This window comes from Methylopila sp. Yamaguchi, assembly GCF_002897035.1.
Classification (GTDB): domain Bacteria; phylum Pseudomonadota; class Alphaproteobacteria; order Rhizobiales; family Methylopilaceae; genus Methylopila.
In genome coordinates, this window is record NZ_BAUX01000010.1 from 17,326 (window position 1) to 41,165 (window position 23,840).

The 23,840-nt window shown below is 69.1% G+C and carries 23 protein-coding genes; 14 read left to right on the top strand and 9 right to left on the bottom strand.

Features of this window, described 5'->3' with window-relative positions; genetic code table 11:
- Window positions 1-48: 48 nt before the first annotated feature.
- Window positions 49-744 carry an alpha/beta hydrolase gene (locus METY_RS12670; protein ID WP_103121763.1) on the bottom strand — a complete coding sequence of 232 codons (696 nt, stop codon included), beginning with the start codon at window positions 742-744 and terminating at the stop codon, window positions 49-51.
- Between the two features lie 195 nt (window positions 745-939).
- On the opposite strand from METY_RS12670, the gene METY_RS12675 reads away from it, so the two are divergent.
- The 11 genes from METY_RS12675 to METY_RS12725 all read left to right on the top strand — a co-directional run bounded on the left by METY_RS12675 (window position 940) and on the right by METY_RS12725 (window position 10,899).
- Window positions 940-2,106 carry a cysteine desulfurase family protein gene (locus METY_RS12675; protein WP_103121764.1) on the top strand — a complete coding sequence of 389 codons (1,167 nt, stop codon included), beginning with the start codon at window positions 940-942 and terminating at the stop codon, window positions 2,104-2,106.
- A 99-nt stretch (window positions 2,107-2,205) separates the two neighbouring features.
- Window positions 2,206-3,675: a Fe-S cluster assembly protein SufB gene (gene sufB / locus METY_RS12680; protein WP_103121765.1), complete on the top strand. Its 1,470-nt coding sequence runs from the start codon at window positions 2,206-2,208 to the stop codon at window positions 3,673-3,675.
- Window positions 3,676-3,814: 139 nt separating this feature from the next.
- Window positions 3,815-4,567 carry a Fe-S cluster assembly ATPase SufC gene (sufC, locus tag METY_RS12685; RefSeq protein ID WP_103121766.1) on the top strand — a complete coding sequence of 251 codons (753 nt, stop codon included), beginning with the start codon at window positions 3,815-3,817 and terminating at the stop codon, window positions 4,565-4,567.
- 14 nt (window positions 4,568-4,581) lie between these two features.
- Window positions 4,582-5,901, top strand: a complete 1,320-nt coding sequence (sufD, locus tag METY_RS12690; RefSeq protein ID WP_244593639.1) for a Fe-S cluster assembly protein SufD — start codon at window positions 4,582-4,584, stop codon at window positions 5,899-5,901.
- 151 nt (window positions 5,902-6,052) lie between these two features.
- On the top strand, window positions 6,053-7,300 hold the full coding sequence (locus METY_RS12695; protein WP_103121768.1) for a cysteine desulfurase: 1,248 nt from the start codon (window positions 6,053-6,055) through the stop codon (window positions 7,298-7,300).
- 14 nt (window positions 7,301-7,314) lie between these two features.
- Complete coding sequence (locus METY_RS12700; protein WP_103121769.1) at window positions 7,315-7,686, top strand: SUF system Fe-S cluster assembly protein; 372 nt, start codon at window positions 7,315-7,317, stop codon at window positions 7,684-7,686.
- A 6-nt stretch (window positions 7,687-7,692) separates the two neighbouring features.
- Window positions 7,693-8,127, top strand: a complete 435-nt coding sequence (locus METY_RS12705) for a VOC family protein (RefSeq protein ID WP_103121770.1) — start codon at window positions 7,693-7,695, stop codon at window positions 8,125-8,127.
- Between the two features lie 112 nt (window positions 8,128-8,239).
- Window positions 8,240-8,626 (top strand): HesB/IscA family protein, encoded by a 387-nt coding sequence (locus tag METY_RS12710; RefSeq protein ID WP_200819672.1) that lies wholly within the window; start codon window positions 8,240-8,242, stop codon window positions 8,624-8,626.
- The gene (locus tag METY_RS12715) at window positions 8,626-8,988 is read left to right on the top strand and encodes a TfoX/Sxy family protein (protein ID WP_103121772.1); all 363 of its coding nucleotides are present in this window, start codon (window positions 8,626-8,628) and stop codon (window positions 8,986-8,988) included. Before METY_RS12710 ends, METY_RS12715 begins: the two co-directional genes overlap by 1 nt.
- Entirely contained in the window at window positions 8,985-9,650 is a 666-nt protein-coding gene (tenA, locus tag METY_RS12720; RefSeq protein WP_103121773.1) for a thiaminase II, read from the top strand. Before METY_RS12715 ends, tenA begins: the two co-directional genes overlap by 4 nt.
- 136 nt (window positions 9,651-9,786) lie before the next feature.
- Complete coding sequence (locus tag METY_RS12725; protein ID WP_103121774.1) at window positions 9,787-10,899, top strand: alkene reductase; 1,113 nt, start codon at window positions 9,787-9,789, stop codon at window positions 10,897-10,899.
- Here the strand turns inward: METY_RS12725 and METY_RS12730 are convergent.
- On the bottom strand, window positions 10,869-11,990 hold the full coding sequence (locus METY_RS12730) for a GGDEF domain-containing protein (RefSeq protein ID WP_103121775.1): 1,122 nt from the start codon (window positions 11,988-11,990) through the stop codon (window positions 10,869-10,871). The two genes, METY_RS12725 and METY_RS12730, sit on opposite strands and share 31 nt — an antisense overlap.
- Window positions 11,991-12,142: 152 nt before the next feature.
- Complete coding sequence (locus METY_RS12735) at window positions 12,143-13,633, bottom strand: DEAD/DEAH box helicase (protein WP_103121776.1); 1,491 nt, start codon at window positions 13,631-13,633, stop codon at window positions 12,143-12,145.
- Between the two features lie 198 nt (window positions 13,634-13,831).
- Here METY_RS12735 and METY_RS12740 point away from each other — a divergent pair, with 198 nt between their 5' ends.
- A complete protein-coding gene (locus METY_RS12740; protein ID WP_103121777.1) occupies window positions 13,832-14,530 on the top strand; it encodes an alpha/beta fold hydrolase in 699 nt (232 codons plus the stop codon).
- Window positions 14,531-14,754: 224 nt separating this feature from the next.
- On the opposite strand, the gene METY_RS12745 is transcribed toward METY_RS12740, so the two are convergent.
- Window positions 14,755-15,279 (bottom strand): hypothetical protein, encoded by a 525-nt coding sequence (locus tag METY_RS12745; RefSeq protein ID WP_103121778.1) that lies wholly within the window; start codon window positions 15,277-15,279, stop codon window positions 14,755-14,757.
- 337 nt (window positions 15,280-15,616) lie between these two features.
- Window positions 15,617-17,662, bottom strand: a complete 2,046-nt coding sequence (parE, locus tag METY_RS12750; protein WP_103121779.1) for a DNA topoisomerase IV subunit B — start codon at window positions 17,660-17,662, stop codon at window positions 15,617-15,619.
- Between the two features lie 170 nt (window positions 17,663-17,832).
- On the opposite strand from parE, the gene METY_RS12755 reads away from it, so the two are divergent.
- Complete coding sequence (locus METY_RS12755) at window positions 17,833-18,777, top strand: alpha/beta hydrolase (RefSeq protein WP_103121780.1); 945 nt, start codon at window positions 17,833-17,835, stop codon at window positions 18,775-18,777.
- A 15-nt stretch (window positions 18,778-18,792) separates the two neighbouring features.
- On the opposite strand, the gene mazG is transcribed toward METY_RS12755, so the two are convergent.
- The 4 genes from mazG to METY_RS12775 form a co-directional block, all read right to left on the bottom strand.
- Window positions 18,793-19,626, bottom strand: a complete 834-nt coding sequence (gene mazG, locus METY_RS12760; RefSeq protein ID WP_103121781.1) for a nucleoside triphosphate pyrophosphohydrolase — start codon at window positions 19,624-19,626, stop codon at window positions 18,793-18,795.
- A gap of 59 nt (window positions 19,627-19,685) precedes the next feature.
- On the bottom strand, window positions 19,686-20,255 hold the full coding sequence (locus METY_RS12765) for a tyrosine-protein phosphatase (RefSeq protein ID WP_103121782.1): 570 nt from the start codon (window positions 20,253-20,255) through the stop codon (window positions 19,686-19,688).
- 482 nt (window positions 20,256-20,737) lie between these two features.
- The gene (locus METY_RS12770; RefSeq protein ID WP_200819678.1) at window positions 20,738-21,826 is read right to left on the bottom strand and encodes a transglutaminase-like domain-containing protein; all 1,089 of its coding nucleotides are present in this window, start codon (window positions 21,824-21,826) and stop codon (window positions 20,738-20,740) included.
- 19 nt (window positions 21,827-21,845) lie between these two features.
- A complete protein-coding gene (locus METY_RS12775; protein WP_103121784.1) occupies window positions 21,846-22,412 on the bottom strand; it encodes a TlpA family protein disulfide reductase in 567 nt (188 codons plus the stop codon).
- Between the two features lie 186 nt (window positions 22,413-22,598).
- Between METY_RS12775 and METY_RS12780 the strand changes: the two genes are divergently transcribed.
- Window positions 22,599-23,819: a threonine ammonia-lyase gene (locus METY_RS12780; protein WP_103121785.1), complete on the top strand. Its 1,221-nt coding sequence runs from the start codon at window positions 22,599-22,601 to the stop codon at window positions 23,817-23,819.
- The last annotated feature ends 21 nt before the right edge of the window (window positions 23,820-23,840 follow it).

Below are 23,840 nucleotides of genomic sequence, written 5' to 3' on the forward strand. Positions count from 1 at the left end.
TTCAGGCCGTTACATGAGGGCCATGTTCCCAGCCGGATGGAGGCAGCCTTACGCCGCGTCCTCGCCCGTGCCGGGCTCCGCTGGGGGCGCCGCGGCTTCTCCGATCGGTCCGAGGCGCTTGTCGAGGTAGGCGTTCACCTCGGTGAGCAGCTCCTCGGTGCGATTCTCGAAGAAATGGTTGGCGCCCGGGATGATCGACTGATCGATCACGATGCCCTTCTGCGTCTTCAGCTTCTCGATGAGCGTCTGGACGTCCTTCATCGGCGCCACGCGGTCCTGGTCGCCGTGCACGAACAGGCCGGAGGAGGGGCAGGGCGCAAGGAAGGAGAAGTCGAAGCGGTTCGCAGGCGGGGCGACGGAGATGAACCCTTCGACCTCTGGGCGGCGCATCAGCAACTGCATGCCGATCCAGGCTCCGAAGGAGACGCCGGCGATCCAGCAGGCGCGGGCGTCGGGATTAAGAGCCTGCGCCCAGTCGAGCGCGGAGGCGGCGTCCGACAGCTCGCCCGAGCCGTGATCGAAGCTGCCCTGGCTGCGGCCGACGCCCCGGAAGTTGAAGCGCAGCACCGAAAAGCCGCGGTTCAGGAAGGCGTAATAGAGGTTGTACACGATCTGGTTGTTCATCGTGCCCCCGAACTGCGGGTGCGGGTGCAGGATGAGCGCGATCGGAGCCCGCCGCTTCTTGGCCGGGTGGTAGCGGCCTTCGATGCGGCCGGCCGGTCCGTTGAAGATCACCTCGGGCATAGATGTGTCCTTGAAAAACGGAGCGCGGCCGCTCCCTCATTCGCGAAACGCGGCGCAAGGCTGCGTCAGCGGCCATGGCCGCGAGGCCGCCTTGCATATAGGAAGCGCTGTCTCTAGCACGAATGATCCGGCGGAATGCAAGGCTTGCGCATCCGCTCAGCCTGTGCGGCCCGGCGAAGACGATCGGAGGCCCCGATGCGCGTCTATCTCGACCACAACGCCACCACCACGACCCGCCCTGAAGCGATCGCCGCGATCGCCGAGACGCTCGCGACGGTCGGCAACCCGTCGTCGGTCCACGCCGATGGCCGCGGCAAGCGCCGGCTGGTGGAGGAGGCGCGGGCGAAGATCGCACGGCTCGTCGGCGCGCAGCCGTCCGGCGTCGTCTTCACCAGCGGTGGTACGGAAGCCTCGAACCTCGCTCTGTCGTCCTCGATCCGCGATCCGCGGGATCCGCGACCGGTGACGCGCCTGATCGCCTCGGCGATCGAACACCCCGCGGTCCTCGCCGGCGCCCGCTTTTCGGCGGACGCCGTGACGATCGCGCCCGTGACGGCAGCGGGTCTGATCGACCTCGCCGCCTTGGAGCGCGCTCTTGCGGAGCACGCCGCCGCGCATCCCGGCAAGCGGGCGATCCTGGCCCTGATGCTCGCCAACAACGAGACAGGCGTGATCCAGCCGGTGGCGGACGCTGTCGCGCTCGCGAAGCGCTACGGCGCGCTGGTCCATGTCGACGCCGTTCAGGCGGTCGGCAAGATCCCGGTCGCTCTCGACGCGCTCGGCTGCGACTTCCTCGCCCTTGCGGCCCACAAGTTCGGCGGCCCGGCCGGCGTCGGCGCGCTCGTGCGCCGGGACGAAGGGATCCATGTGGACGAAGCCGTCGTGCGCGGCGGCGGACAGGAAAAGGGCTGGCGCGGCGGCACCGAGAACGTCGCCGGCATCGTCGGCCTCGGCGTCGCGGCTGAGGCGGCTGGCCGTGATCTCGAGGCTTTCGCCCGGCTGGCGGAACAGCGCGACCGTCTCGAGGCGGGGGTGAAGGCGCTCGGCCCGGTCACGATCTTCGGCGCGGAGGCGCCGCGGCTGCCCAACACCTCCTGCTTCGCCGACCCGCGGGTGTCGTCGTCGAGCGCGATGATCGCGCTCGATCTCGCCGGCGTCTCGGTTTCGTCGGGGTCGGCCTGCTCGTCGGGGAAAGCGAAAGCGTCTCCGGTGCTTGACGCAATGGGAGTGACGCACGATCTGTCGAACGGAATGCTACGCGCGAGCTTCGGCTGGTCCTCGGGACCGAACGACGCCGAAACGTTTCTCGCTGCTTGGTCCGGCATCGTCAAACGCATCGTAGCTCATGCGAACGCGGCTTGACGGTGCGTCAATCGGCCTTCAGCAAGCGTCGCATTCCTGCTACTTAGACTCGTTCAAGCACCGCCTGGCCTCCCGCCGGACGGATGGGAGTGAAGAAATATGCCGGCTGTTCAGGAGACCGTCGCCCGCGTTCGCGAGATCGACGTCGACCAGTACAAATACGGCTTCGTCACCAACATCGAATCCGACCGCGCGGAAAAAGGCCTGTCGGAGGATACCGTCCGCTTCATCTCCGCCAAGAAGGGCGAACCGGAGTGGATGCTGGAGTGGCGGCTCGACGCCTATCGCCGCTGGCGGACCATGGTCGAGCCGGACTGGGCGCGCGTGGACTATCCGCCCATCGCCTATGACGAGCTTTATTACTACTCCGCTCCGAAATCGACCGCCGGCCCGAAGACGCTCGACGAGGTCGATCCCGAGCTTCTGCGCACCTACGAGAAGCTCGGCATTCCGTTGCGCGAGCAGGAGATCCTGGCCGGCGTCGAGCAGCGCCGGGTGGCGGTTGACGCCGTGTTCGACTCGGTATCGGTCGCGACCACCTTCAAGAAGGAGTTGGCCCAGGCCGGCGTCATCTTCTGCCCGATCTCCGAGGCGATCCGCGAGCATCCGGAGCTGGTGAAGAAGTACCTCGGTTCGGTGGTCCCCACCTCCGACAACTTCTTCGCGACGCTGAACTCCGCCGTGTTCTCGGACGGTTCGTTCGTCTACGTGCCGAAGGGCGTCCGCTGCCCAATGGAGCTGTCGACCTACTTCCGCATCAACGAGCAGAACACCGGCCAGTTCGAGCGCACGCTGATCATCGCCGACGAGGGCTCGTTTGTGAGCTATCTCGAAGGCTGCACAGCGCCGATGCGCGATGAGAACCAGCTGCATGCCGCGGTGGTGGAGCTGGTCGCCCACGACGACGCCGAGATCAAATACTCGACCGTTCAGAACTGGTACCCCGGCGACGCGGAGGGCAAGGGCGGCATCTACAACTTCGTCACCAAGCGCGGCGACTGCCGGGGCCGGAACTCCAAGATCTCCTGGACGCAGGTGGAGACCGGCTCGGCCATCACCTGGAAGTACCCGAGCTGCATCCTGCGCGGCGACGGATCGCGCGGCGAGTTCTACTCGATCGCGATCTCGAACGGCCGGCAGCAGGTCGACTCGGGCACCAAGATGATCCACCTGGGCAAGAACACGACCTCCAAGATCATCTCGAAGGGCATTTCGGCCGGGCGCTCGCAGAACACCTACCGCGGGCTGGTCTCGGCTCACCGCAAGGCGACCAACGCCCGCAACTTCACGAACTGCGACAGCCTGCTGATCGGCGATGAATGCGGCGCGCACACCGTGCCTTACCTCGAGGCCAAGACCTCGACCGCGGTGTTCGAACACGAGGCGACGACGTCCAAAATTTCGGACGACCAGAAGTTCTACTGCCTGCAGCGCGGGCTGTCGGAGGAGGAGGCGGTGGCGCTCATCGTCAACGGCTTCGTCAAGGACGTGCTGCAGCAGCTGCCGATGGAGTTCGCGGTCGAGGCTCAGAAGCTGATCTCGATCAGCCTCGAAGGCAGCGTGGGCTAGGGTCTCGCGGCGTCATCCCGGCCGAGCGAAGCGAGAGCCGGGATCGTCTCCAGAACGGGACGTCATATTTTGGATAACGATCCCGGCTCGCGAGGCTCCGCCTCGCGTCCGGGAAGACGGATGTTGAAACGGGAAGACAATGCTCTCGATCAAAAACCTCCACGCCTCCATCGAGGACAAGCCGATCCTGCGCGGGCTCGACCTCGAGGTGAAACCGGGGGAGGTGCACGCGATCATGGGGCCGAACGGCTCGGGCAAGTCGACGCTGTCCTACGTGCTCGCCGGCAAGGACGACTACGAGGTGACCGAGGGTTCCGCGACACTCGACGGTCAGGACCTGTTCGCTCTGGCGGCCGACGAGCGCGCCGCGGCGGGCCTGTTCCTCGCCTTCCAGTACCCGTTGGAGATCCCCGGCGTCGCCACCATGACCTTCCTCAAGGCGGCGGTGAACGCGCAGCGGCGCGCTCGCGGCGAGGGCGACCTGCCGACCCCGCAGTTCATGAAGCTCGTGCGGGAAAAAGCTGACGGCCTTGGCATTTCCAGCGACATGCTGAAGCGTGGACTCAACGTCGGCTTCTCCGGCGGCGAGAAGAAGCGCAACGAAATTTTGCAGATGGCGCTGCTGGAGCCGAAGCTCTGCGTGCTCGACGAGACCGACTCCGGCCTCGACATTGACGCGCTGAAGGTCGTCTCCGAGGGCGTCAACGCGCTCCGGGCCAAGGACCGCGCGTTTGTCGTCATCACCCATTACCAGCGCCTGCTCGACCACATCGCGCCGGACGTGGTGCATGTGATGGCGAAGGGCCGCATCGTCCGCACCGGCGGACCGGAGCTCGCCCATGAGCTCGAAGCTCGCGGCTACGCCGATTACGTCGGCGAAGCCGCGGCGTGAGGAGCGACGACACGATGAACGCCGAAGTCCGCTCCATCCGCACCGCCGCCGAGACCGCCCTCTCCGAGATCTTCGCCTCGGCCTTCGCGGGGCTTCCGGGCGACGCGGCGGTCGCCGAGCGCCGCCGGACCGCCTTCGACGCCTTCAAGACCGCCGGCCTGCCGTCGCGGCGCGTCGAGGACTGGAAGTACACCGACCTGCGCGCTCTGATGCGCGACGCCAAGCCTGTCGCGGGCGCGCCCGACGGCGTGATGATCGCGGCGGCCCGTGGCGCGCTCGCGCCCTACGCCGCGATCGACGCCACCCGCGTGACCTTCGTCAACGGCCGCTTCGTCGAGGAGCTGTCGGACCTTGCGACGGCTGAGGGCGTGTCGGTGACGCTGCTCAAGGACACGCTCGCGACCGGAGCCGGCGTCGAGGCGCTGTCGGACGGCGTTTCGCCCGTCGGCAACGTCGCCGTCGCGCTTAACACGGCCTTCGTCGCCGACGGCGTCGTGGTCTCGGTCGCACCCGGCGTGACCGCGTCGCGGCCGCTCCACGTCGCGAACATCCAGGCGGGCTCGGAGCACGCGGCCTACGGCAGGGTCGTGGCGAGGGTCGGAGAGGGCGGAAACGTCCTGCTGATCGAGAGTCACATCGGCGACGCCGGCGCCCACCAGACCAACAGCGTCGTCACCCTCGACGTCGCGGACGGCGCCCGCGCCGAGCTGGTCAAGATCCAGGACGAGAGCCTCGACACCCTGCATCTCGCCACTCTCGCCGTTCGCTTGGGCGCCAAGGCGGAGCTGAAGACCTTCGCGCTCGCCGCCGGCGCCCGGGCCGCGCGGCAGCAGATCTACGTCTCCTTCACCGGCGACGCCTCCACCGCGGAGATCCGCGGCGCAGGGTTCGCCGGCGCCTCGCGGCACCTCGACACCACGCTGGTCGTCGAGCACGACGCGGTCGGCTGCGCCAGCCGCGAGCACTTCAAGACCGCGCTCGACGGCGAGGCCCGCTCGGTGTTCCAGGGCAAGATCGTGGTGAAGCCTGGCGCGCAGAAGACCGACGGCAAGATGATGGCGCAGGCCCTGCTGCTGTCGGAGGCGGCCGAGGCGGACGCCAAGCCGGAGCTCGAGATCTTCGCCGACGACGTGGTCTGCGGCCATGGCGCGACGGTCGGCGCGCTGGACGACGAGCTGCTGTTCTACCTGAAGTCCCGCGGCATCCCCCAGAAGGAAGCCGAGGCGCTGATGGTGCAGGCCTTCGTCGGCGAAGTGATCGAGACCATCGAGCATGAGGGTCTGCGCGAGCTCGTCACCCACCGCGCGCTCGCTTGGCTCACCGCCCGGACGTGAGCCCCGACGCTTCCGCAGGGCGGCGTCGCGCTGTCGTCGGGCAACGGATCAGCGAGCGCTAGGGTTCATCGCCGTCGCAACATGGTCATGGCCGCCGACGCGTGTGGGCGCTGGGGCTTGTGATCTGACGCAAAACAGTTAGATCACTAGCATGTCCCTCGCCCATATCGCTGACGCGCCTTCCTACGACGTCGAACGCCTGCGCGCGGACTTTCCCGCGCTCGCGCTGACCGTCCACGGCAAGCCGCTCGCCTATCTCGACAACGGCGCTTCGGCGCAGAAGCCTGTCCAGGTGCTCGACCGCATGCGGCGCGCCTATGAGACGGAGTATTCGAACGTCCATCGCGGCCTGCATTACCTGGCGAACGCCGCGACGGAAGCCTTTGAAGGCGGCCGCGAGAGCGTGCGCGCCTTCCTGAACGCCCCGTCGATCGACGACATCGTCTTCACGCGTTCCGCGACGGAGGCGATCAATCTCGTCGCGAACGGCGTCGGCCTCGCCGGCATTAAGGAGGGCGACGAGATCGTCCTCACCATTATGGAGCATCACTCCAACATCGTGCCGTGGCATTTCCTGCGCGAGCGCCGCGGCGCGGTGCTGAAGTGGGTTCAGGTGCGCGAGGACGGCTCGTTCGACATCGAGGCCTTCGAGGCCGCGCTGACGGAGCGCACCAAGTTCGTCGCGGTCACCCACATGTCGAACGTGCTCGGCACCGTGGTGCCGGTGAAGGAGGTCTGCCGCCTGGCCCATGAGCGCGGCGTGCCCGTTCTCGTCGACGGCAGCCAGGGCGCGGTCCACCTCGCGCCGGACGTCCAGGACATTGACTGCGACTACTACGTGCTCACGGGCCACAAGGTCTACGGGCCCACGGGCATCGGCGCGCTCTACGGCAAGACCGAGCGGCTCAGGGCGCTCGCGCCGTTCAACGGTGGCGGCGAGATGATCCGCGACGTGACGGAAGGCAACGTGACCTACGGCGACCCGCCGCACAGGTTCGAGGCCGGCACGCCGCCCATCGTTCAGGCGATCGGCCTCGGCGCCGCGCTCGACTACATGCGGGCGGTGGGGCTCGACGCCATCGCGGCCCATGAGGCCGCGCTCGGCGCCTATGCGCACGAGCGCCTCAGCCGGATCAACGCCGTCACGATCTTCGGCCACGCGCCGGGGAAGGGGGCGATCGTCGCCTTCAATCTTGAGGGCGCCCATGCCCACGACGTTGCGACGGTGCTCGACCGCTCGGGCGTCGCGGTGCGCGCCGGCACCCATTGCGCGCAGCCGCTGCTGCAGCGGCTCGGCGTCACGTCCACCTGCCGGGCCTCGTTCGCCCTTTACAACACGACCGACGAGATTGATCGTCTCGCGGAAGCGCTCACGAAGGCGCGCGACCTGTTCGCGTGAGGAAAGGCTCTGACATGAGCGATGCTGACGTCACCACGGCGCCTGCGCCGTCCGCCGCATCCGCCATCCCGCCGGAGGAGCTCGACCGTCTGACGGACGAGATCATCGGCGCGCTGAAGACCGTGTACGATCCTGAGATCCCGGTCGACATTTACGAACTCGGTCTCGTCTATCGCATCGACGTGTCCGACGACCGCGACATCGCGATCGATATGACGCTGACTGCGCCGGGTTGCCCCGTGGCGGGCGAGATGCCGGGCTGGGTTGAGAACGCGGTCAGCGCGGTGCCGGGCGTCGGCAAGGTGACGGTGACCATGGTGTTCGACCCGCCGTGGGACCAGAGCCGCATGTCCGATGAGGCCCGCGTCGCGCTCGACATGTGGTGACGCCGCATGGCGGACGATGGGAACGGCTCGCCTCGCATCGCCCGCGTCCTTGAGACGGCGCTCTACGTCGACGATCTCGTTCGCGCCTCGCACTTCTATGATCATCTGTTCGGCTTCTCTAAGCTCTTCGCCGACGCGCGGCTGATCGCCTATGACGTCGGCGGGGAAAGCGTGCTTCTGCTCTTCGCGCGCGGCGCGAGCGTGACCACCCAAACGCTGCCGGGCGGCGAAATCCCTGCTCACGACGGCTCCGGCGCGCTGCACATGGCGTTTGCGATCGACCGCGACGAGCTTGCCCCGTGGGAGGACCGGCTCGGCGCCGGAGGGATCGCCATCGAAGGCCGGGTGGAATGGCCCCGCGGGGGGGTGAGCCTCTATTTCCGTGATCCGGACCGGAACCTGCTGGAGCTCGCCACGCCGGGGCTCTGGAAAAGCTACTGAAGCGCGCTCAAGCCGGCATGAGCTCAAGGCGTCCGCTGCTCTTCATTTCGAATGCGCGAAGGCTTATCTTCCGGACCAACGGAAAGCCCGCCGCTACCGGAGCTTCAAGATCATGGCCGCTGCCCGACCCAGGCCCAAGGTGATGACGTTGACCGACCGCGCAGCCCAGCGCGTGCGCACGATCATCGAACGTTCGGAGACGCCGCTCGCGGGCCTGCGCATCGGCGTCAAGACCGGCGGCTGCGCCGGCATGGAGTACACGATGGCCTACGCCGCCGAGGCCGGCGCCCTTGACGAGATCGTCGAGGACAAGGGCGTCAAGGTGATGATCGATCCCAAGGCGATCCTGTACCTGCTCGGGACCGAAATGGACTTCGTGACCGAGAAGCTCACCCAGCGTTTCGTGTTCAACAACCCCAATCAGACCTCCGCCTGCGGTTGCGGCGAGTCGGTCGCCATTACGCCCGCGCTGCCCGAGAGCTACGTCTCCGCGAACTGATGGCCCTCGAGGCGGACGAGGCGGCGGAGCTCTTTCGCAAGCTGGGACCGGTCCAGGTGCGCCGGATGTTCGGGGGTGTGGGCGTGTACCACGCGGGCGCAATGTTCGCGCTCGAGGCTGCCGGCACGCTGTACCTCAAGGCGGATCCCGCCGCCGCCGACGCTTTCCGTTCGGAGGGCTGCGAGCCGTTCTCCTACGAGACCACGACCGGACGGCGGACCATCACATCGTTCTGGCGGGCGCCTGAGCGGTTGATGGACGAGCCGGACGAACTCGCCCTGTGGGCGCGCCGCTCGGTCGCGATCGCCCTGGCGAAGAAAGACGCTGCGAAGCCGCGGCGACGGAAGGGAGCCCGCTCATGACTCTCTTTGAGCGGCTCAAAGCCGACGCCGCCGCGGAGTGGCGCTCCTACGTGGACCACGATTTCGTCCGCGCCCTGGGGGACGGCTCGCTGCCGGAGGCGGCGTTCCGCAGCTATCTCGTCCAAGATTACTTGTTCCTCATCCAGTTCGCCCGCGCCTACGGCCTCGCCGTCTACAAGGGCGGGCGGCTGTCCGACATGCGCGCGGCCGCGGCCACGCTTCACGCCATCCTCGATGTCGAGATGGACCTGCACGTCCGCGTCTGCGCCCAGTGGGGACTGACGGAGAGGGACCTTGAAGCGGCGGAGGAGGGCGGGGCCTGCGTGGCCTACACGCGCTTCGTGCTCGACGCCGGGCTGCGCGGGGACCTGTTGGACCTGCTGACGGCTCTCAGCCCCTGCGTCGTGGGCTACGCGGAGATCGGCGCGGCCTTGGCCCGAGGCGGCGTGGCGGCGGACAATCCTTACCGCTCCTGGATCGAGGAGTACGCCGGCTCCGCCTATCAGCAGATCGCCGAGAGCGCGCGCGCGACGCTCGACCGTCTCGGCGAGGAGCGGCTGACGCTGACGCGCTACGCCGAGCTCGCAAAGCTCTTCGCCGCGGCGTCGCGGCTGGAGGCCGCATTCTGGCAGGCAGGCTTGGACGCAGCGGCGGCCCGCTGAGCGCCGGGCGTTGGCGCAGATCTGGGTTGCGCGCGGATGTCCCGACGCGGCCTCCCGCCAGGAACAGGGCGACCTATCTCGCACTCCAAGGTTCGCGGCCGACGAGCCGCGGCCCAGCAAAAGACCGGAGCCTTTGATGACCGACACCCTCGACCCGCTCTTCCAGCCGCTGAAGGCGGGCGCCCTCAACCTTCGCAACCGCATTGTGATGGCGCCGCTGACGCGATCGCGCGCCGACCACAAGACGCTCGCGCCCCGGCAGATCAACGCCGACTACTATGGCCAGCGGGCGAGCGCCGGCATGATCATCGCGGAGGCGACCCAGATCATGCCCGAGGGCCAGGGCTACGCCTGGACGCCGGGCATCTACTCCGACGAGCAGATCGCGGGCTGGAAGCTCGTCACGGACGCCGTCCACGCCAAGGGCGGCACGATCGTGCTGCAGCTTTGGCACGTGGGGCGCATCTCGCACCGCGACCTGCAGCCCGGCGGCAAGCTTCCCGTCGCGCCCTCGGCGGTGAAGCCCGAGGGGAAGGCCTTTACCGAGACCGGCTTCAAGGATCTCGAGACGCCTCGGGCGCTGGAGCTCGACGAAATCCCCGGCATCGTCGCCCAGTACGGTCAGGCCTCGAAGAACGCCATCGCCGCCGGGTTCGACGGCGTCGAGGTGCACGGCGCGAACGGGTATCTGCTGGACCAGTTCCTGCGCGACAAGACCAACCTGCGCACTGACGCCTACGGCGGATCGATACCGAACCGCGCTCGGTTCCTGCTGGAGGCGACCCAGGCCGCGGTGGACGCAATCGGCAAGGAGCGCGTCGGCATCCGCCTGTCGCCGGTCAGCCCGGCCAACGACTGCGCCGACTCGAATCCCGAACCGCTGTTCACCTACGTGACGGAAAAGCTCTCGGAGATGGGCCTGGCCTTCCTCCACGTGATCGAAGGCGAGACCCGCGGCTCGCGCGCGCCCGAGGGCGCCTTCGACCTCTCGGTGCTGCGAAAGGCCTTCAAAGGCGTCTACATCGGCAACAACGGCTACGATCCGAAGCTCGCGGCGGCGCGCGTGGCGAACGGCGAAGTCGACGCTGTCGCTTTCGGCCGGCCGTTCATCGCGAACCCGGACCTCGTGGAGCGGATCCGCGACGGGGCGCCGCTGGCGCAGCCGGACGAGGCCACGTTCTACGGCGGCGACGCGAAAGGCTACGTGGACTACCCGACCTACCGCGAAGCGGACGCGAAGGTGGCCTGACGCGGGCCGGCGTGCTCGCCGGCGGCGTCCATCTCCGAAAACAGCGGATCGGTCTCGGCGATCACGAGGTTCCGTCCGCTTCGTTTCGCGACGTACATGCAGCGGTCGGCGCGGTCGATCACGGTTTGGCCCGTGTCGCCGCGCCGCCATTCCGCGACGCCGACGGACACCGTGACCCGGCCGAGGTGTTCGCCCGTCGAGCGCTTTACCAGGTCCTTGGTCATGACCGCGCGGCGGATGCGCTCCGCCACGGCGATCGCGCCCTGCAGGCCGGTGTCCGGCAGCACGATCGCGAACTCCTCGCCGCCGAAGCGCGCGGCGAGGTCTTGCCCCTTCACGTTCTGCTTGAGCGCGAGCGCGACGAGCCGAAGGACCTGATCGCCGGTGAGATGGCCGTAGCTGTCGTTGAAGGTCTTGAACCGGTCGATGTCGATCAGCAGAACGGAGAACTGCGCCGGCCGGTCGGCTTGCGACTCGGCGTCCAGCAGCGCGCGGTCAAGCGCGCCCTGCAGGAACTTGCGGTTCGCGAGACCGGTGAGCGGATCGGTGAGCGACTCCGCGCGGATCACCTCGAGCGTGTCGTGAAGCTTGCGCATTTCGGTCTGCGAACCGGCGAGCCGCTCCTCGAGGGCTTTCGTCCGGTTGATCATCGCGTGCGTCGCCGACAGCAGCAGCTCGCCAAGACGTCCGAGCACGACGCCGCCGGCGCCTTCGACGCTCTGGGCCTCGCGCATGACGCTTTCGAGCGCTTTGGCGTAATCGCTGTTTGCGCCCCGCGCGGCCTTCAGCGCGTCGTTGACCTCACCGATCTCTTCGATGATGCGGGTGCCGACGTGATCGACGCGTTCCGACAGACGCAACGGCGACAGGTAGGTTTCGTACAGCAGGTCAAGATCAGCCTCGGAGATGCCCGGGCTGTGCTCCAGCGCCTCGTTGATCGCGCGGTTCAGCGCGGAGTTATACCCCGTCGCATAGGTGTACCAGAGCTCGTAATTGCGTGGATAGGCCGCGTGCCGGTGCACACGCAGCCGCTGGATCGCGGCGTCGCTGAAAGCCAGCGTCCGGTCGAAGTCACTTGAGCCCCGCGTCATCGGAGGGCGCTCCCCAGCCTGCCGTCCCCCACCTCCCCGGCGGGAGTCGTCGGCAGCGGCTTTCGGCCGACAAGTCCTAGATGACGTCCGAGGGCGTAAAACTCGCGTTAAAGCTGCGGCGCCTATTTAAGCTGATTGCAGCTGCGACGATCTTACGCGCGCTTGAGCCGTACAGGCCTAAGCAGGAATGCGGGCACATGATCGCCGAGGCCGAGGACCGGCGCGTCGTCATGCGCCGAGGCCGGCGGCCGGCGCTCGCTATGGTTGCGCGGTCCGCGCGAGGGGGAGGAGCCATCGGTCCGATGCGCGCGCGCGGCGGGAGGCGCCTCGCGGGCCGGCGGGGGAGCCACTGCGGCGGCAGGCGGCTTCGCGCTCCGAGCCCGCTCTTTCGGGGCGGGGGAGGCGGCCTCGGCCGCTGGCGAGGCCGCTTCGATCTTGGGCGCAGTCTTGGCCGCGCCAGCGGCGCGACCGCCGCGCGTGCGCCGCCGCGGAGCGGCGCTGGCGAGCGCCTCGGCGTCGGGCGCGCCGCCCTGCCACTCAAGCTTTGTCTTGATCAGCTTCTCGATCGTCTCGAGGTACTTCCCGTCCGACGGCGAGACCAGCGTCAACGCCACGCCGCTGCGCCCGGCGCGGCCGGTGCGGCCGATGCGGTGGACGTAGTCTTCGGCGTGGATCGGCACGTCGTAGTTCACGACGTGGCTGACGTCCGGGATGTCCAGGCCGCGCGCGGCGACGTCGCTCGCCACGAGCAGGTCGACTTCGCCCGTCTTGAAGCTGTCGAGCGCGGCCATGCGGGCGCGCTGGTCCAGATCGCCATGCAGCGCCGCGACCTTGAAGCCGTGCTGCTGCAGGGATTTGTAGACGACGGCCACGTCGCGCTTGCGGTTGCAGAAAATGATCGCGTTCTTGAACCCCTCGACCTGCGCCACTTCGCGGCGCAGGACCTCGCGCTTGTCGGCGGCGTCGTCGCTGGTGGCGATCAGGCGCTGCGTCACAGTCGTCGCGGTGGAGGAGGGCCGCGCCACCTCGATGCGGACGGGATCGCGCAGGAACTGCTCGGTGAGGCGGGTAATCTCCGGCGGCATCGTCGCGGAGAAGAACAGCGTCTGCCGGGCGGCCGGGATCAGCTTGCAGATGCGCTCAATGTCCGGGATGAAGCCCATGTCGAGCATGCGGTCGGCTTCGTCGATCACGAGGATCTCGATCCCGGTCAGCAGAAGGCGTCCGCGCTCGTGATGGTCGAGCAGGCGGCCGGGGGTCGCGATCAGAACGTCGACGCCGCGGGTGAGCTTGGCGTCCTGGTCGCCGAAGGAGACGCCGCCGATGAGGAGCGCCATCGAGAGCTTATGGTTCTGCCCGTACTTCGCGAAGCTTTCCTCGACCTGAGCCGCGAGTTCGCGGGTGGGCTCAAGGATCAGCGTGCGCGGCATACGCGCGCGCGCGCGGCCTTGCTCAAGCCGCGTCAGCATCGGAAGGGTGAAGGAGGCCGTCTTGCCGGTGCCGGTCTGAGCGATGCCGAGCACGTCCTTGCGCGCCAGCACTTCGGGAATGGCGGCCGCCTGGATCGGCGTCGGGTTCGTGTACCCCGACGCTTCCACGGCGGACAGCACTTTCGGGCTCAGGCCGAGATCGGAAAAGGTCATGTCATCCTTAAGCGGTTCGATCGAGGAGCCGGCGCGGCGCGTCCGCCGAAAGATCCAACTCCTTGGCCCGTGCGGGACGACATCGTCCCACGGCCAGCGATCTGCCGCGGAGATGAGGCATTTGCAGCGAATTGTCAATTGCCGTGGACGCGGAAACTATAACGCGGAGCGCGGACACACGGCGGGAGCGACGATCTGATGGAAGCAACATTGCCAATCGTCTTCGCGCCCGGTCTCGGTTGCACGGAACGACTGTTCACGCCGCAGATCGCGAACCTTGGCGCTCGGCCGTTCATGACGGTCGACCATCGCAGGCATGCGACGATCGCCGAGATCGCCGCCGCGGCGCTGGCCGAGGCTCCGGAGCGTTTCGCGCTGGTCGGGCTTTCCATGGGCGGCTACGTCGCCTTTGAGATGCTGAAAGCGGCTCCCGAGCGGATCGTCCGCCTCGCGCTGCTGGACACGACCGCCTACCCCGACACCGAGGAGGGCCGGGGGCGGCGCCGGGTCCTGATCGCCGCGGCCGAGCGCGGCAAGCTCGGTTCGATCCACGCTGCGACCTACGCGCGCTACGTCCACCCCGCCCGCGCCGACGAGCGCGACCTCGAACGCGTCGTTCATGCCATGCTGATCGAAACCGGAGCGCCGGCCTTCGCGCGGCAGATGACCGCGATCCTGAATCGTGAGGATTTCTCGTCGATCCCGCCGACCATCCGCTGTCCCACGCTCGTGCTTGTGGGCGACGAGGACACGCCGACGCCGCCGGAGCACGCGCGGCGCATGGCGGCCGCCATTCCCGGCGCCGACCTCGTGATCGTCCCGGACTGCGGCCACCTGTCGACCCTGGAGCGGCCCGAGGCCGTCAACGCGGCGCTCGGGCGCCTGCTGGCGGTGTAGGGCGGTCTATTGAAGCGCGGACTCTTGGTGCTAACCACACCCCTGTCCCGGCCTTGAGCCGGGACCCAGATCCGCCTGCGCTCGTGGATTGAGCGCTGGGGCGTCCTGCTAATTTTGAGAACTCTGAGGGTTTGGGTCCCGGCTCGAGGCCGGGACAAGGCAGGCGCGTGGCCCGTCGCGAAGAGCTCAGCTCCCGTGCATCCCCGGCCGCGTCGACCGAGACGTTAGTTCGTAGCCGGACCGAACCGCGTGTCGCCGGGGTCTCCGATGATCAGCACCCAGGTGTCGCGGATGCCGTCCTTGTCAGGGGCCGTGTCCATGAACACCGACACGCCGGTGTCGCTGGCCTCGGCGCGAACGTCGCCGAAGGTGAGCTTCGCGGCCTCCGCGTCTTCAAGCTCCTTCGTCTGCACGATCGCGCCGTCGGGTTCCTTCAGCCACTGCACGTAGAACCGCTGGCGATCTCCGTCGATCACGCCGATGACACGCGAAAAGCCCTTCCCCTCCGCGCCCTCCCAGGGCGCCGCGATGCGGGCGGCGAAGACGTTCGGCGCGACGCCGAGCGGATCCTCGGCGGCCTGGGGCGCGTCCGGTTTGGTCGGCGGCGCCGGCTCGTCCGGCCGCATAGGACCTGGGTCGATCTTTTCCGGCGGCGCGGACGGAACGGGCGAGGGGGCGGGTTGCGCGCCGGCGCTGAACGCGGAAAGCGTCGCGAGCAGCGCGAGCGGCAGGAGAGGGGGTCTCGGCATCGGGGCCTCCAAGGCGCCGGAGGGCGCTGTGCGGATGGTCGCCGAGGTTAACGGCCGAAACGCGGCGTTCGATCCAAGACGCCGCTCGTGATGACGTCCGCTCCGTCTGCGGCCGACCAAGGAAGCGCCGACCGTTACGCATCCCTCCGCTTCGCTCCCACTCCGCCGTCGTCCTCCGGCTCGACCGGAGGACCCACGTCGAGCATGGAACTCGACGTCGGACGTGGATGGTCCGGTCAAGCCGGACCATGACGGCGCTTGGGTCAGACCCGCGCGCACTCGAACACAGTTCCCGGCCCGACGCGCAGGTAATGACGAGAGCGCTTTCAGCGTCGCCTCAGATGTCCACCAGATCGCCGGCGAAGGCCGCGTTCTCCTGGATGAAGCGGAAGCGGGCCTCGGGCTTGGCGCCCATCAGCCGCTCCACCGCGTCGCGCGTGCCCTCGCGGCCGTCCTCGTCGATCTCGACCCGCAGCAGGGTGCGCTTCGCCGGGGACATCGTGGTGTCCTTGAGCTGCTGCGGCATCATCTCGCCGAGGCCCTTGAAGCGGCCGACCTCGACCTTCTTGCCCTTGAAGGTCTTCGCCAGCAGCTCGTCCTTGTGGGCGTCGTCGCGGGCGTAGAGCGTCGTGCCGCCATGGCTGAGCCGGTAGAGCGGAGGAACCGCGAGGAACAGGTGCCCGTGACGGATCAGCTCCGGCAACTCGCGGAAGAAGAAGGTCATCAGGAGCGAGGCGATGTGCGCGCCGTCGACGTCCGCGTCAGTCATGACGATGACCCGCTCGTAGCGTAGGTCCGCGTCCGAGTATCTGGCCCGCGTGCCGCAGCCGAGCGCGAGAAGGAGATCCGCGAGTTGCTGGTTCTGGGCGAGCTTGTCCGCGCCTGCGCTTGCGACGTTGAGGATCTTGCCGCGGAGGGGCAGCACCGCCTGGGTGGCGCGGTCGCGCGCCTGCTTGGCGGAGCCGCCGGCCGAGTCGCCCTCGACGATGAACAGCTCGGAGCCTTTCGAGCCCGCCTGGCTGCAGTCCGCGAGCTTGCCCGGGAGGCGGAGCTTGCGGGTCGCGGTCTTGCGCGCGACGTCCTTCTCCTGCCGCCGGCGAAGCCGGTCCTCGCCGCGCAGAATGACGCTTTCGAGCAGCTTATTCGCCTGCTGGGGCGAGGCGGAGAGCCAGTGGTCAAAGGCGTCCTTCACCGCGGCCTCGACGATGCGCGTCGCCTCCGCCGTCGCCAGCCGCTCCTTAGTCTGACCTTGGAACTCCGGCTCCCGGATGAAGGCGGAGAGCATGGCGACCGTCCCGGCCATCACGTCGTCCCCGGTCAGGATCGACGCGCGCTTGACGTTGGTGAGGTCGGCGTAGCCCTTCAGGCCCCGCAACAGCGCCATCCGAAGCCCCTGCTCGTGGGTGCCGCCTTCGGGCGTCGGGATGGTGTTGCAGTAGGAGCGCGAGAAGCCGTCCTCGCCGTCATCGGTCCAGGCGATCGCCCATTCGACGCCGCCGTGGCCGCCCGCCTTCTTGTGCGAGCCGGCGAAGATTTCGACCACCTGGTCGCGGCCCGCGAGGCTCGACGCGAGGTAGTCCTTCAGCCCGCCGGGGAAGTGCAGGGTGGTCTTCTCCGGCACGTTCTCGACGCCGGCGAGCATTTCGGCGGGGCAGGTCCAGCGGATCTCGACGCCGGAAAACAGATAGGCCTTGGAGCGCGCCATCTGAAACAGCCGCGCCGGCTTCAGCCGCGCCTCAGCCCCGAAGATCTGGCTGTCCGGCAGGAAGCGGATGCGGGTGCCCCGGCGGTTGTGGACCGGCCCGACCTCTTCGAGGTCCCCCAGCCGGTGGCCGCGGGAGAACGCCTGCCGGTAGAGCTTCTGGTTGCGGGCGACTTCGATCTCGACCCGCTCCGACAGCGCGTTCACGACCGAGACGCCGACGCCGTGGAGACCGCCGGAGGTCTCGTAGACCTTGCCGTCGAACTTTCCGCCGGAATGAAGCGTGGTCATGATGACCTCGAGCGCGGACTTGCTCGGAAACTTCGGGTGCGGATCGACCGGGATGCCGCGGCCGTTGTCCGTCACGGTGACCGAGCCGTCGGCGCCGACGTCGACCGCGATGAAGCTCGCGTGCCCGGCGACCGCCTCGTCCATGGCGTTGTCGATGACTTCCGCGAAAAGGTGATGCAGCGCCTTCTCGTCGGTGCCGCCGATGTACATGCCGGGCCGCCGGCGAACCGGCTCCAGCCCTTCCAGCACTTCGATGTCCGCGGCGGTGTAGCCGGCCTCGGCTGTGAGCTCCGGACGGGGCAGGGCGCGCGGACCCGCCTTCGGCGCCGCCGCAGGCTTGCGCTGCTCGCCGCCGAGTCCGGCGAGAAGATCGGATTTGGTTTCGGCCATACGCCTGTCCATAACGATTCGCGCCGCTGCGCGCCAAGACCATCTTGTCACGTGGTCGCTCGGCGAGTCGCCCCCGGAAGGGCGGAGAGCCGCGCGCCGCGCCCAGATTTCGCTTCATTCGCAGCGCCCGATCGGGTCATGTTGGTGCGATGCAACAGGAGCGGCCTCGGATGCGGGAACCTGTCAGCCCCCAGGCGCGCCTGCTCTGCATGGCGCTGCGCTACGGCGTAAAGCCCCGGCTGACCGCTAACCCCGATCTGCTTCGTCTCCGCCGCCAGATCGACGCCATCGCCCGTCTTGCGCCCGACCTGCCGAAGAACGTGGAACGCAGCGCGTTGCGCATCGCGGGCCTCGCAGCCGAGCGGCACGCGCCGGTCGGCTACTGCGGCGGCCGGGTCATCCTCTATCTGCACGGCGGCGCCTTCGTCGCGGGGTCGCCCCGGACCCACCGCGGCGTCGCCGGGCGGCTGGCGCGGGGGGCGCGCGCAGAAACCATCGTTCCGGATTACCGCTTGGCCCCCGAGCACCCGCACCCCGCGTCGCTGGAGGACTCGCTCGCTGTCTACCGCGCCTTGCTCGACCGTGGGCGGTCGCCCGCCGCGATCGCGGTGGCCGGCGACAGCGCGGGCGGCAATCTCGTGTTCGCGCTGTTGCTGCGGCTCAAGGCGGAGGGGCTGCCGCTTCCCGCTGCGGCGGTCGCGCTCTCGCCCTTCGTCGACATGAGCGGCGAGGGCGAAAGCATGCGGAAAAACGCGGTGTTGGACCCGTTTCTTCAGGTGGCGTGTCTGCCGGTGGTGGTCGACGCCTATGCGCCGGGCCGGGATGTCCGCGAGCCTTCGCTGTCGCCGCTCTACGGCGATCTGGTGGGGCTGCCGCCGTGTCTGATCCAGTGCGGCGGCGACGAGATCCTGCGCGACGACTCCGTCCGCATGCACCGGGCGTTGCTGGCGGCCGGCGTCGCGGCCGAACTCGAGGTCTGGCCCAAGATGCCCCACGTCTGGCAGGCCTTCGCCCGCTTTCTGCCCGAGGCGCGCTCCGCCATCCGGCGGATCACGTCGTTCCTCGACGCCCAGATGGAGCGCGAAGGCGAGGGCGGCCTGACGGAGGCCGCGTGACGTGAAGGCGTCGCCCTACTCCGCCGCGGCTTTCGCGGCGCGTTCGGCCGCCTTCGCCTCGTTCCAGATGGCGTCCATCTCGTCGAGATCGCTGTCCGCCGGGGTCTTGCCGCGCGCCCGGAGGCCCGCCTCGATCGCCCGAAAGCGGCGTTCGAATTTTGCGTTGGAGCGGCGGACCGCCGTCTCCGGGTCGACGCCCATGTGGCGCGCGAGGTTCGCGACGGCGCAGAACAGGTCGCCGATCTCGTCCTCGACCGCGTCGCGGTCACCGCTTGCGACCGCCTCGGCGACCTCGTCGGCCTCCTCGCGCACCTTGCCGACGACCAGCGCGACGTCGTCCCAGTCGAAGCCGACGGTCGCCGCCTTCTCCTGAAGTTTCACGGCGCGGGTAAGGCCGGGGAGGGCGCGGGTCACTCCGTCCAGGAGGCTCTGCGCCCTCGCCGGCTCGCCGCGGCGGGCGGCGCGCTCGGCCTTCTCCTCGGCCTTGATGGCGGCCCAGAGCGACTTGACCTCGTCGGCCGGGAGATCGCGCGCGTCGCCGAAGACGTGCGGGTGCCGGCGCACCAGCTTGGTCGTGATGGCCTCGACGACGTCGGGGAGGGCGAAAGCGCCCTGCTCCTCGGCCATGCGGGCATGGAACACCACCTGCAGCAGCAGGTCGCCGAGCTCTTCGCGCAGGTCTTCCAGGTCGCCGCGCTGGATGGCGTCCGCGACCTCGTAGGCCTCCTCGATCGTGAATGGCGCAATGGTCGCGAAGCTCTGCTCGAGGTCCCACGGACAGCCGGTCCCGGGCGTCCGCAGCGCGGCCATGATCTCGACGAGGCGCGCGACGTCGCGGGAAGGTGTCATGGGGCGGCTCGGGCTCGCGTTGGGGAGTTCGCTTAGGTCGCCTTGAGCGCCCCGTCAGGTCAAGAGTCGTGGAAGCCGAGCGACGGCTCCGCCGTCTCCCACATCCGGTCCATGGCGAAGCTCGGCAGCCCCCAGGTCGCGATGTGCCCATAGAGCGGCGACAGCTGCCACTCCGCCGTCTCTTCGTCGGCGTGCTTGATCGCGGCGAGATAAAGCGCGGAGGCCGCTCCAGTGCGGTCCGCGCCGCTGCGGCAGTGGATCAGCAGCGGCTTCGGCGCGTCGCGCATGGTCTGGATCAGCCGCTCGACCTCCATCGGAGTGAGCTCCGACGAGGCCGACATGCGGAAATCGATCAGGGTCACGCCGGCGTCGCGCGCGGCCGCCGCCTCGGCGTCGTACCAGCCCTTGCCGGCGCTTGCGCCGCGCAGGTTCAGGACGCTGGCGACGCCGTAGTTCGCCTTGATCGCGCGCAGGTCGTCCGGCGAGGGTTGCGCCGAGCGATAGACCTCTCCGGGCACAAGCTCATGAAAGTTGTTGGTGGCCACAAGGACGCCGGCGTAGGCGCCCGTCAGGCCCGCGACCGACACGCCCAAGGCGATCGCCCAGCGTCGCACGGAACGGGAGAACATGCGGGCGACCTCACATCGAGCGGGCAGGCGACGAACGTCGTCGCGGACGACGCAAGATTGGCCGCTGCGGCCAAGGCGGAACTAAGGCGCTGCGCTGGCGTCCTGGCCAACCCCCGAGCGATGATCCGAGTCGCATAAGATATATTATGGAACCAAGTCGCCTTCTCATCGGGGCTGAAGGGGCTTCTCCTTAGACGTGACTGGCCTGCGGCGAGACGCCGGATCAGCCCTGAGTTTGGGCGGAACCGGCGCAAATGTTGTCCCGCCATATCCCGCCACGTCCAGCGTTTTGCCGTAACATGGCGGATCGGTGGTTCCGCGTCGCAGCCGGACCGATCCGCCAGCCGATCCCGCCGGGGGGTCGGCGTTTCGCCGGCCCGACGTATGAGGCGCGGAGCTCGCAGGCGACGCGAGCTTTGCCCGCGAAGGCTCTGCGGCGGCGGCGGATTTGGCCCCGCTGGTCCAGGCGCCGCCCCGGCGCCTCAGGCCACGATCTCGCGCGCGGTGATGACGTATTTGAACCCGTCGGCGTCGAGGCAGTCGAGCCGGCCGGCCGCGGTCTCCGCCTGCGGGTACATCAGGAAGCCGAGCTTTCCGCCGGTCGCGCCCGGCAGCGCGACGTCGTGGGCGTCGTTGTAGGCGATCCAGTTGGTCTCCCAGGCGCCGAACAGCGTCTTGCGGGCCGCGGCGACCTTCGGGTCGTCGAGCGGACGGGTCGCCGGCGGCTCCTCCAGCGCGACCTTGCGGACGTCGGCCGGATCGACCGGCACCCAGCCCGGTCCGTCGAGCCAGACCTCGGCGCGGCAATGCTGCGCCTTTGTGATCGTCTCGGAGTTCGCGCCGAGGCTCTTGTAGCCGAAGCGCGAGGGCGCGACGCGGATGCCGTAGACGTCGCGCGCCGGCAGGCCCGCAGCGCGGGCGAGGCCGACATAGAGCGCGTTGATGTCGGCGCATTTGCCGCCGAGGTTGCCGCTCTCCAGCATGGTCGCGACGTCGCCGAGGCCGCAGCCGCGCACCTTGGCGTCGCGGTGGGTGTTCTCGACCACCCACTGGTAGATCGCCTCGGCCTTCGCGCGGTCCGTCTGCGCCGCGCCGATCGCCTTCTTCGCGGTCTCGGCCACAATGCCGTCGGTGGGGATGAGGTCGCTCGGCGCGAGATAGCGCGCGCGCTCGTCCGCCGACAGCGTCGCGCCGGTCGCCGCGAGGTCGACCGCGCGGTCGCGGGTCTGGACGCGGTTCACGACCTCGAGCACCGGCGCCTCAGCGCCGCCTGCCCATTCCGCGACGACCATGCCTACGGGCGCTGAGACCAGCTTCGCCGTCCGCGCGTTGCCGCTGAAAGTGGTCGGCTGGGGACGGGTCCAGCCGCTGTCGGCGAAGACGGGAACCGGCGCCCAGACGCGCGCCGCGCCTTTGACCGAGACGAGCTCGATCCGCGTGCGCATTTCAAAGGTGCGCCAGGCCCCGGGGGCGGGGGCGAATGCGCCCTCCTCCGCAAACGCCAGCCGAGGCGTCGCGAAGGCCGCAGCGGCGAACGCGGCTCCGGTCTTCAAAAGCGTGCGGCGGCGCATCATGGCGTTCTCCCTCGGATCATTGTGTTTGTTCGTTTTCCAGGTGAGCCGAAACTGGGTCGACGGCCCCAAGCGCGGCGAGCGTCCGCGGGGTCGAGGAGGCGTCCCAGTCGACGGGTCCGTGCGCGGCGGCGGCGGTCCTGCCGCCGGGCGCGAGCGCCACGGTGCTCGGAAGGACCTTCACGCCGAACCTCCGCGCCAGCGACCGGTCTTCGTCGAGCGCGACGGGCAAGGCGACGCCGAGCGATGCGAGGAAGCCGCGGACGCGCGACGCCGGCTCGCCGACGGCGACGCCCACGACGCGGACGCCCTCCCCTTGGCGGCCGACGAAGCCCGCCAGCGCCGGCAGCTCCTCCCGGCAGGGCGCGCACCAGGTGGCGAAGAAATGCACGAGCACGGGACGATCGGCGTCCGCGGCCAATGACACGCCGGCGCCGTCGACGCCCAGGACCGGTCCGGTGGGTGGAGCGATCGGGTCCCGCGCCTCGAACGTGGCCACCTCCGCCGCGGCCGGCGCCGTCCATACAACGGCTGCGAAGGCGAGCGCCGTCGCCGGTCGTCGGGGGTGGGGGCGGGTCGCCGTCACGCGGCAGGTCTCCGTAAGACTGTGACGCTACGATGGGTCCGGCCGCCGCGAGGGTCAAGCTGTCGCAGGCCCCGCGCCGAGGTTCGTGATGGCGCCGCGGCGTCGTTTCAGCCATGCGGTCGGCATTGATGCTTCGCCGGCTCCCCTCGCCTATGCTTCCGCGCCGACCTGAAGGACCTGTTCGCCATGACCGTGACGCTCGCCGACGTTCAGGCGGCCCAGAAGATCCTCGAGGGCGCGGTCACGCCGAGCCCCATGCTCGCGGCGCCGAAGCTCTCGGCGATGACCGGCGCCGACGTCCGCGTGAAGTATGAAAACCTCCACGTCACCAACGCCTTTAAGGAGCGCGGGGCGGTGGTGCGGCTCAGCCGCCTGGACGCAGAAGCCCGCGCACGCGGCGTGATCGCCATGTCGGCGGGCAACCACGCGCAGGCGGTCGCCTACCACGCCCGGCGGCTCGGCATTCCGGCCACGATCGTGATGCCCGAGACGACGCCGCACGTGAAGGTGGCGGCCACCCGCGGCTTCGGCGCCGAGGTCGTGCTCGACGGCGAGACGGTCGCCGAGAGCCAGATCCGCGCCAGCGCGATCGCGCTCGAGCGCGGCCTCACCTTCGTCCACCCCTATGACGATCCCGACGTCATCGCCGGCCAAGGCACGATCGCGCTCGAGATGCTCGCGGAGGCGCCCGAACTCGACGTGATCCTCGTGCCGATCGGCGGCGGCGGGCTGATCTCCGGCGTCGCCGTCGCCGCCAAGGCGCTGAAGCCCTCGATCCAGATCATCGGCGTCGAGGCCGCCCTCTATCCCTCCATGTGGAACGCGCTGAAGGGCGCGGAGCTGCCGACCGGCGGCCCGACGCTGGCCGAGGGCATCGCCGTCAAGACGGCAGGCGCCCTCACCCGCGAGATCGCGGCGCGGCTCGTGGACGACATCATCCTCGTCAGCGAGGCCGAGCTCGAGCGAGCGGTGAACGCCTACCTCATGCAGCAGAAGGCGGTCGCGGAGGGCGCGGGCGCCGCGGGCCTCGCGGCGTTGTTCGCCGCGCCCGGGCGGTTCGCGGGCAAGACGGTCGGCCTCATCCTGTGCGGCGGCAATATCGACCCGCGCATCCTCGCCTCCATCATGGTGCGCGAACTCGAGCGCGAGCAGAAGATTCTGGCCTTCCGCATGACGATCGCGGACCGGCCGGGCATGCTGGGCACCATCGCGACCCGGCTCGGCGAACTCGGCGCCAACATCCTCGAGGTGCACCACCAGCGCGGCTTCCTCGACGTGCCCGCCAAGGGCGCCACGCTCGATCTCACCGTCGAGATTCGCGACGGCGCCCATGCCGACGCCATTCTGACGTCCTTCACCGAAAGCGGCCTCCCCTGCCGCCGCCTCGACGGCGGCGCCGGCGGGTGAAGCGTCGCGGCGCGTCGCAGA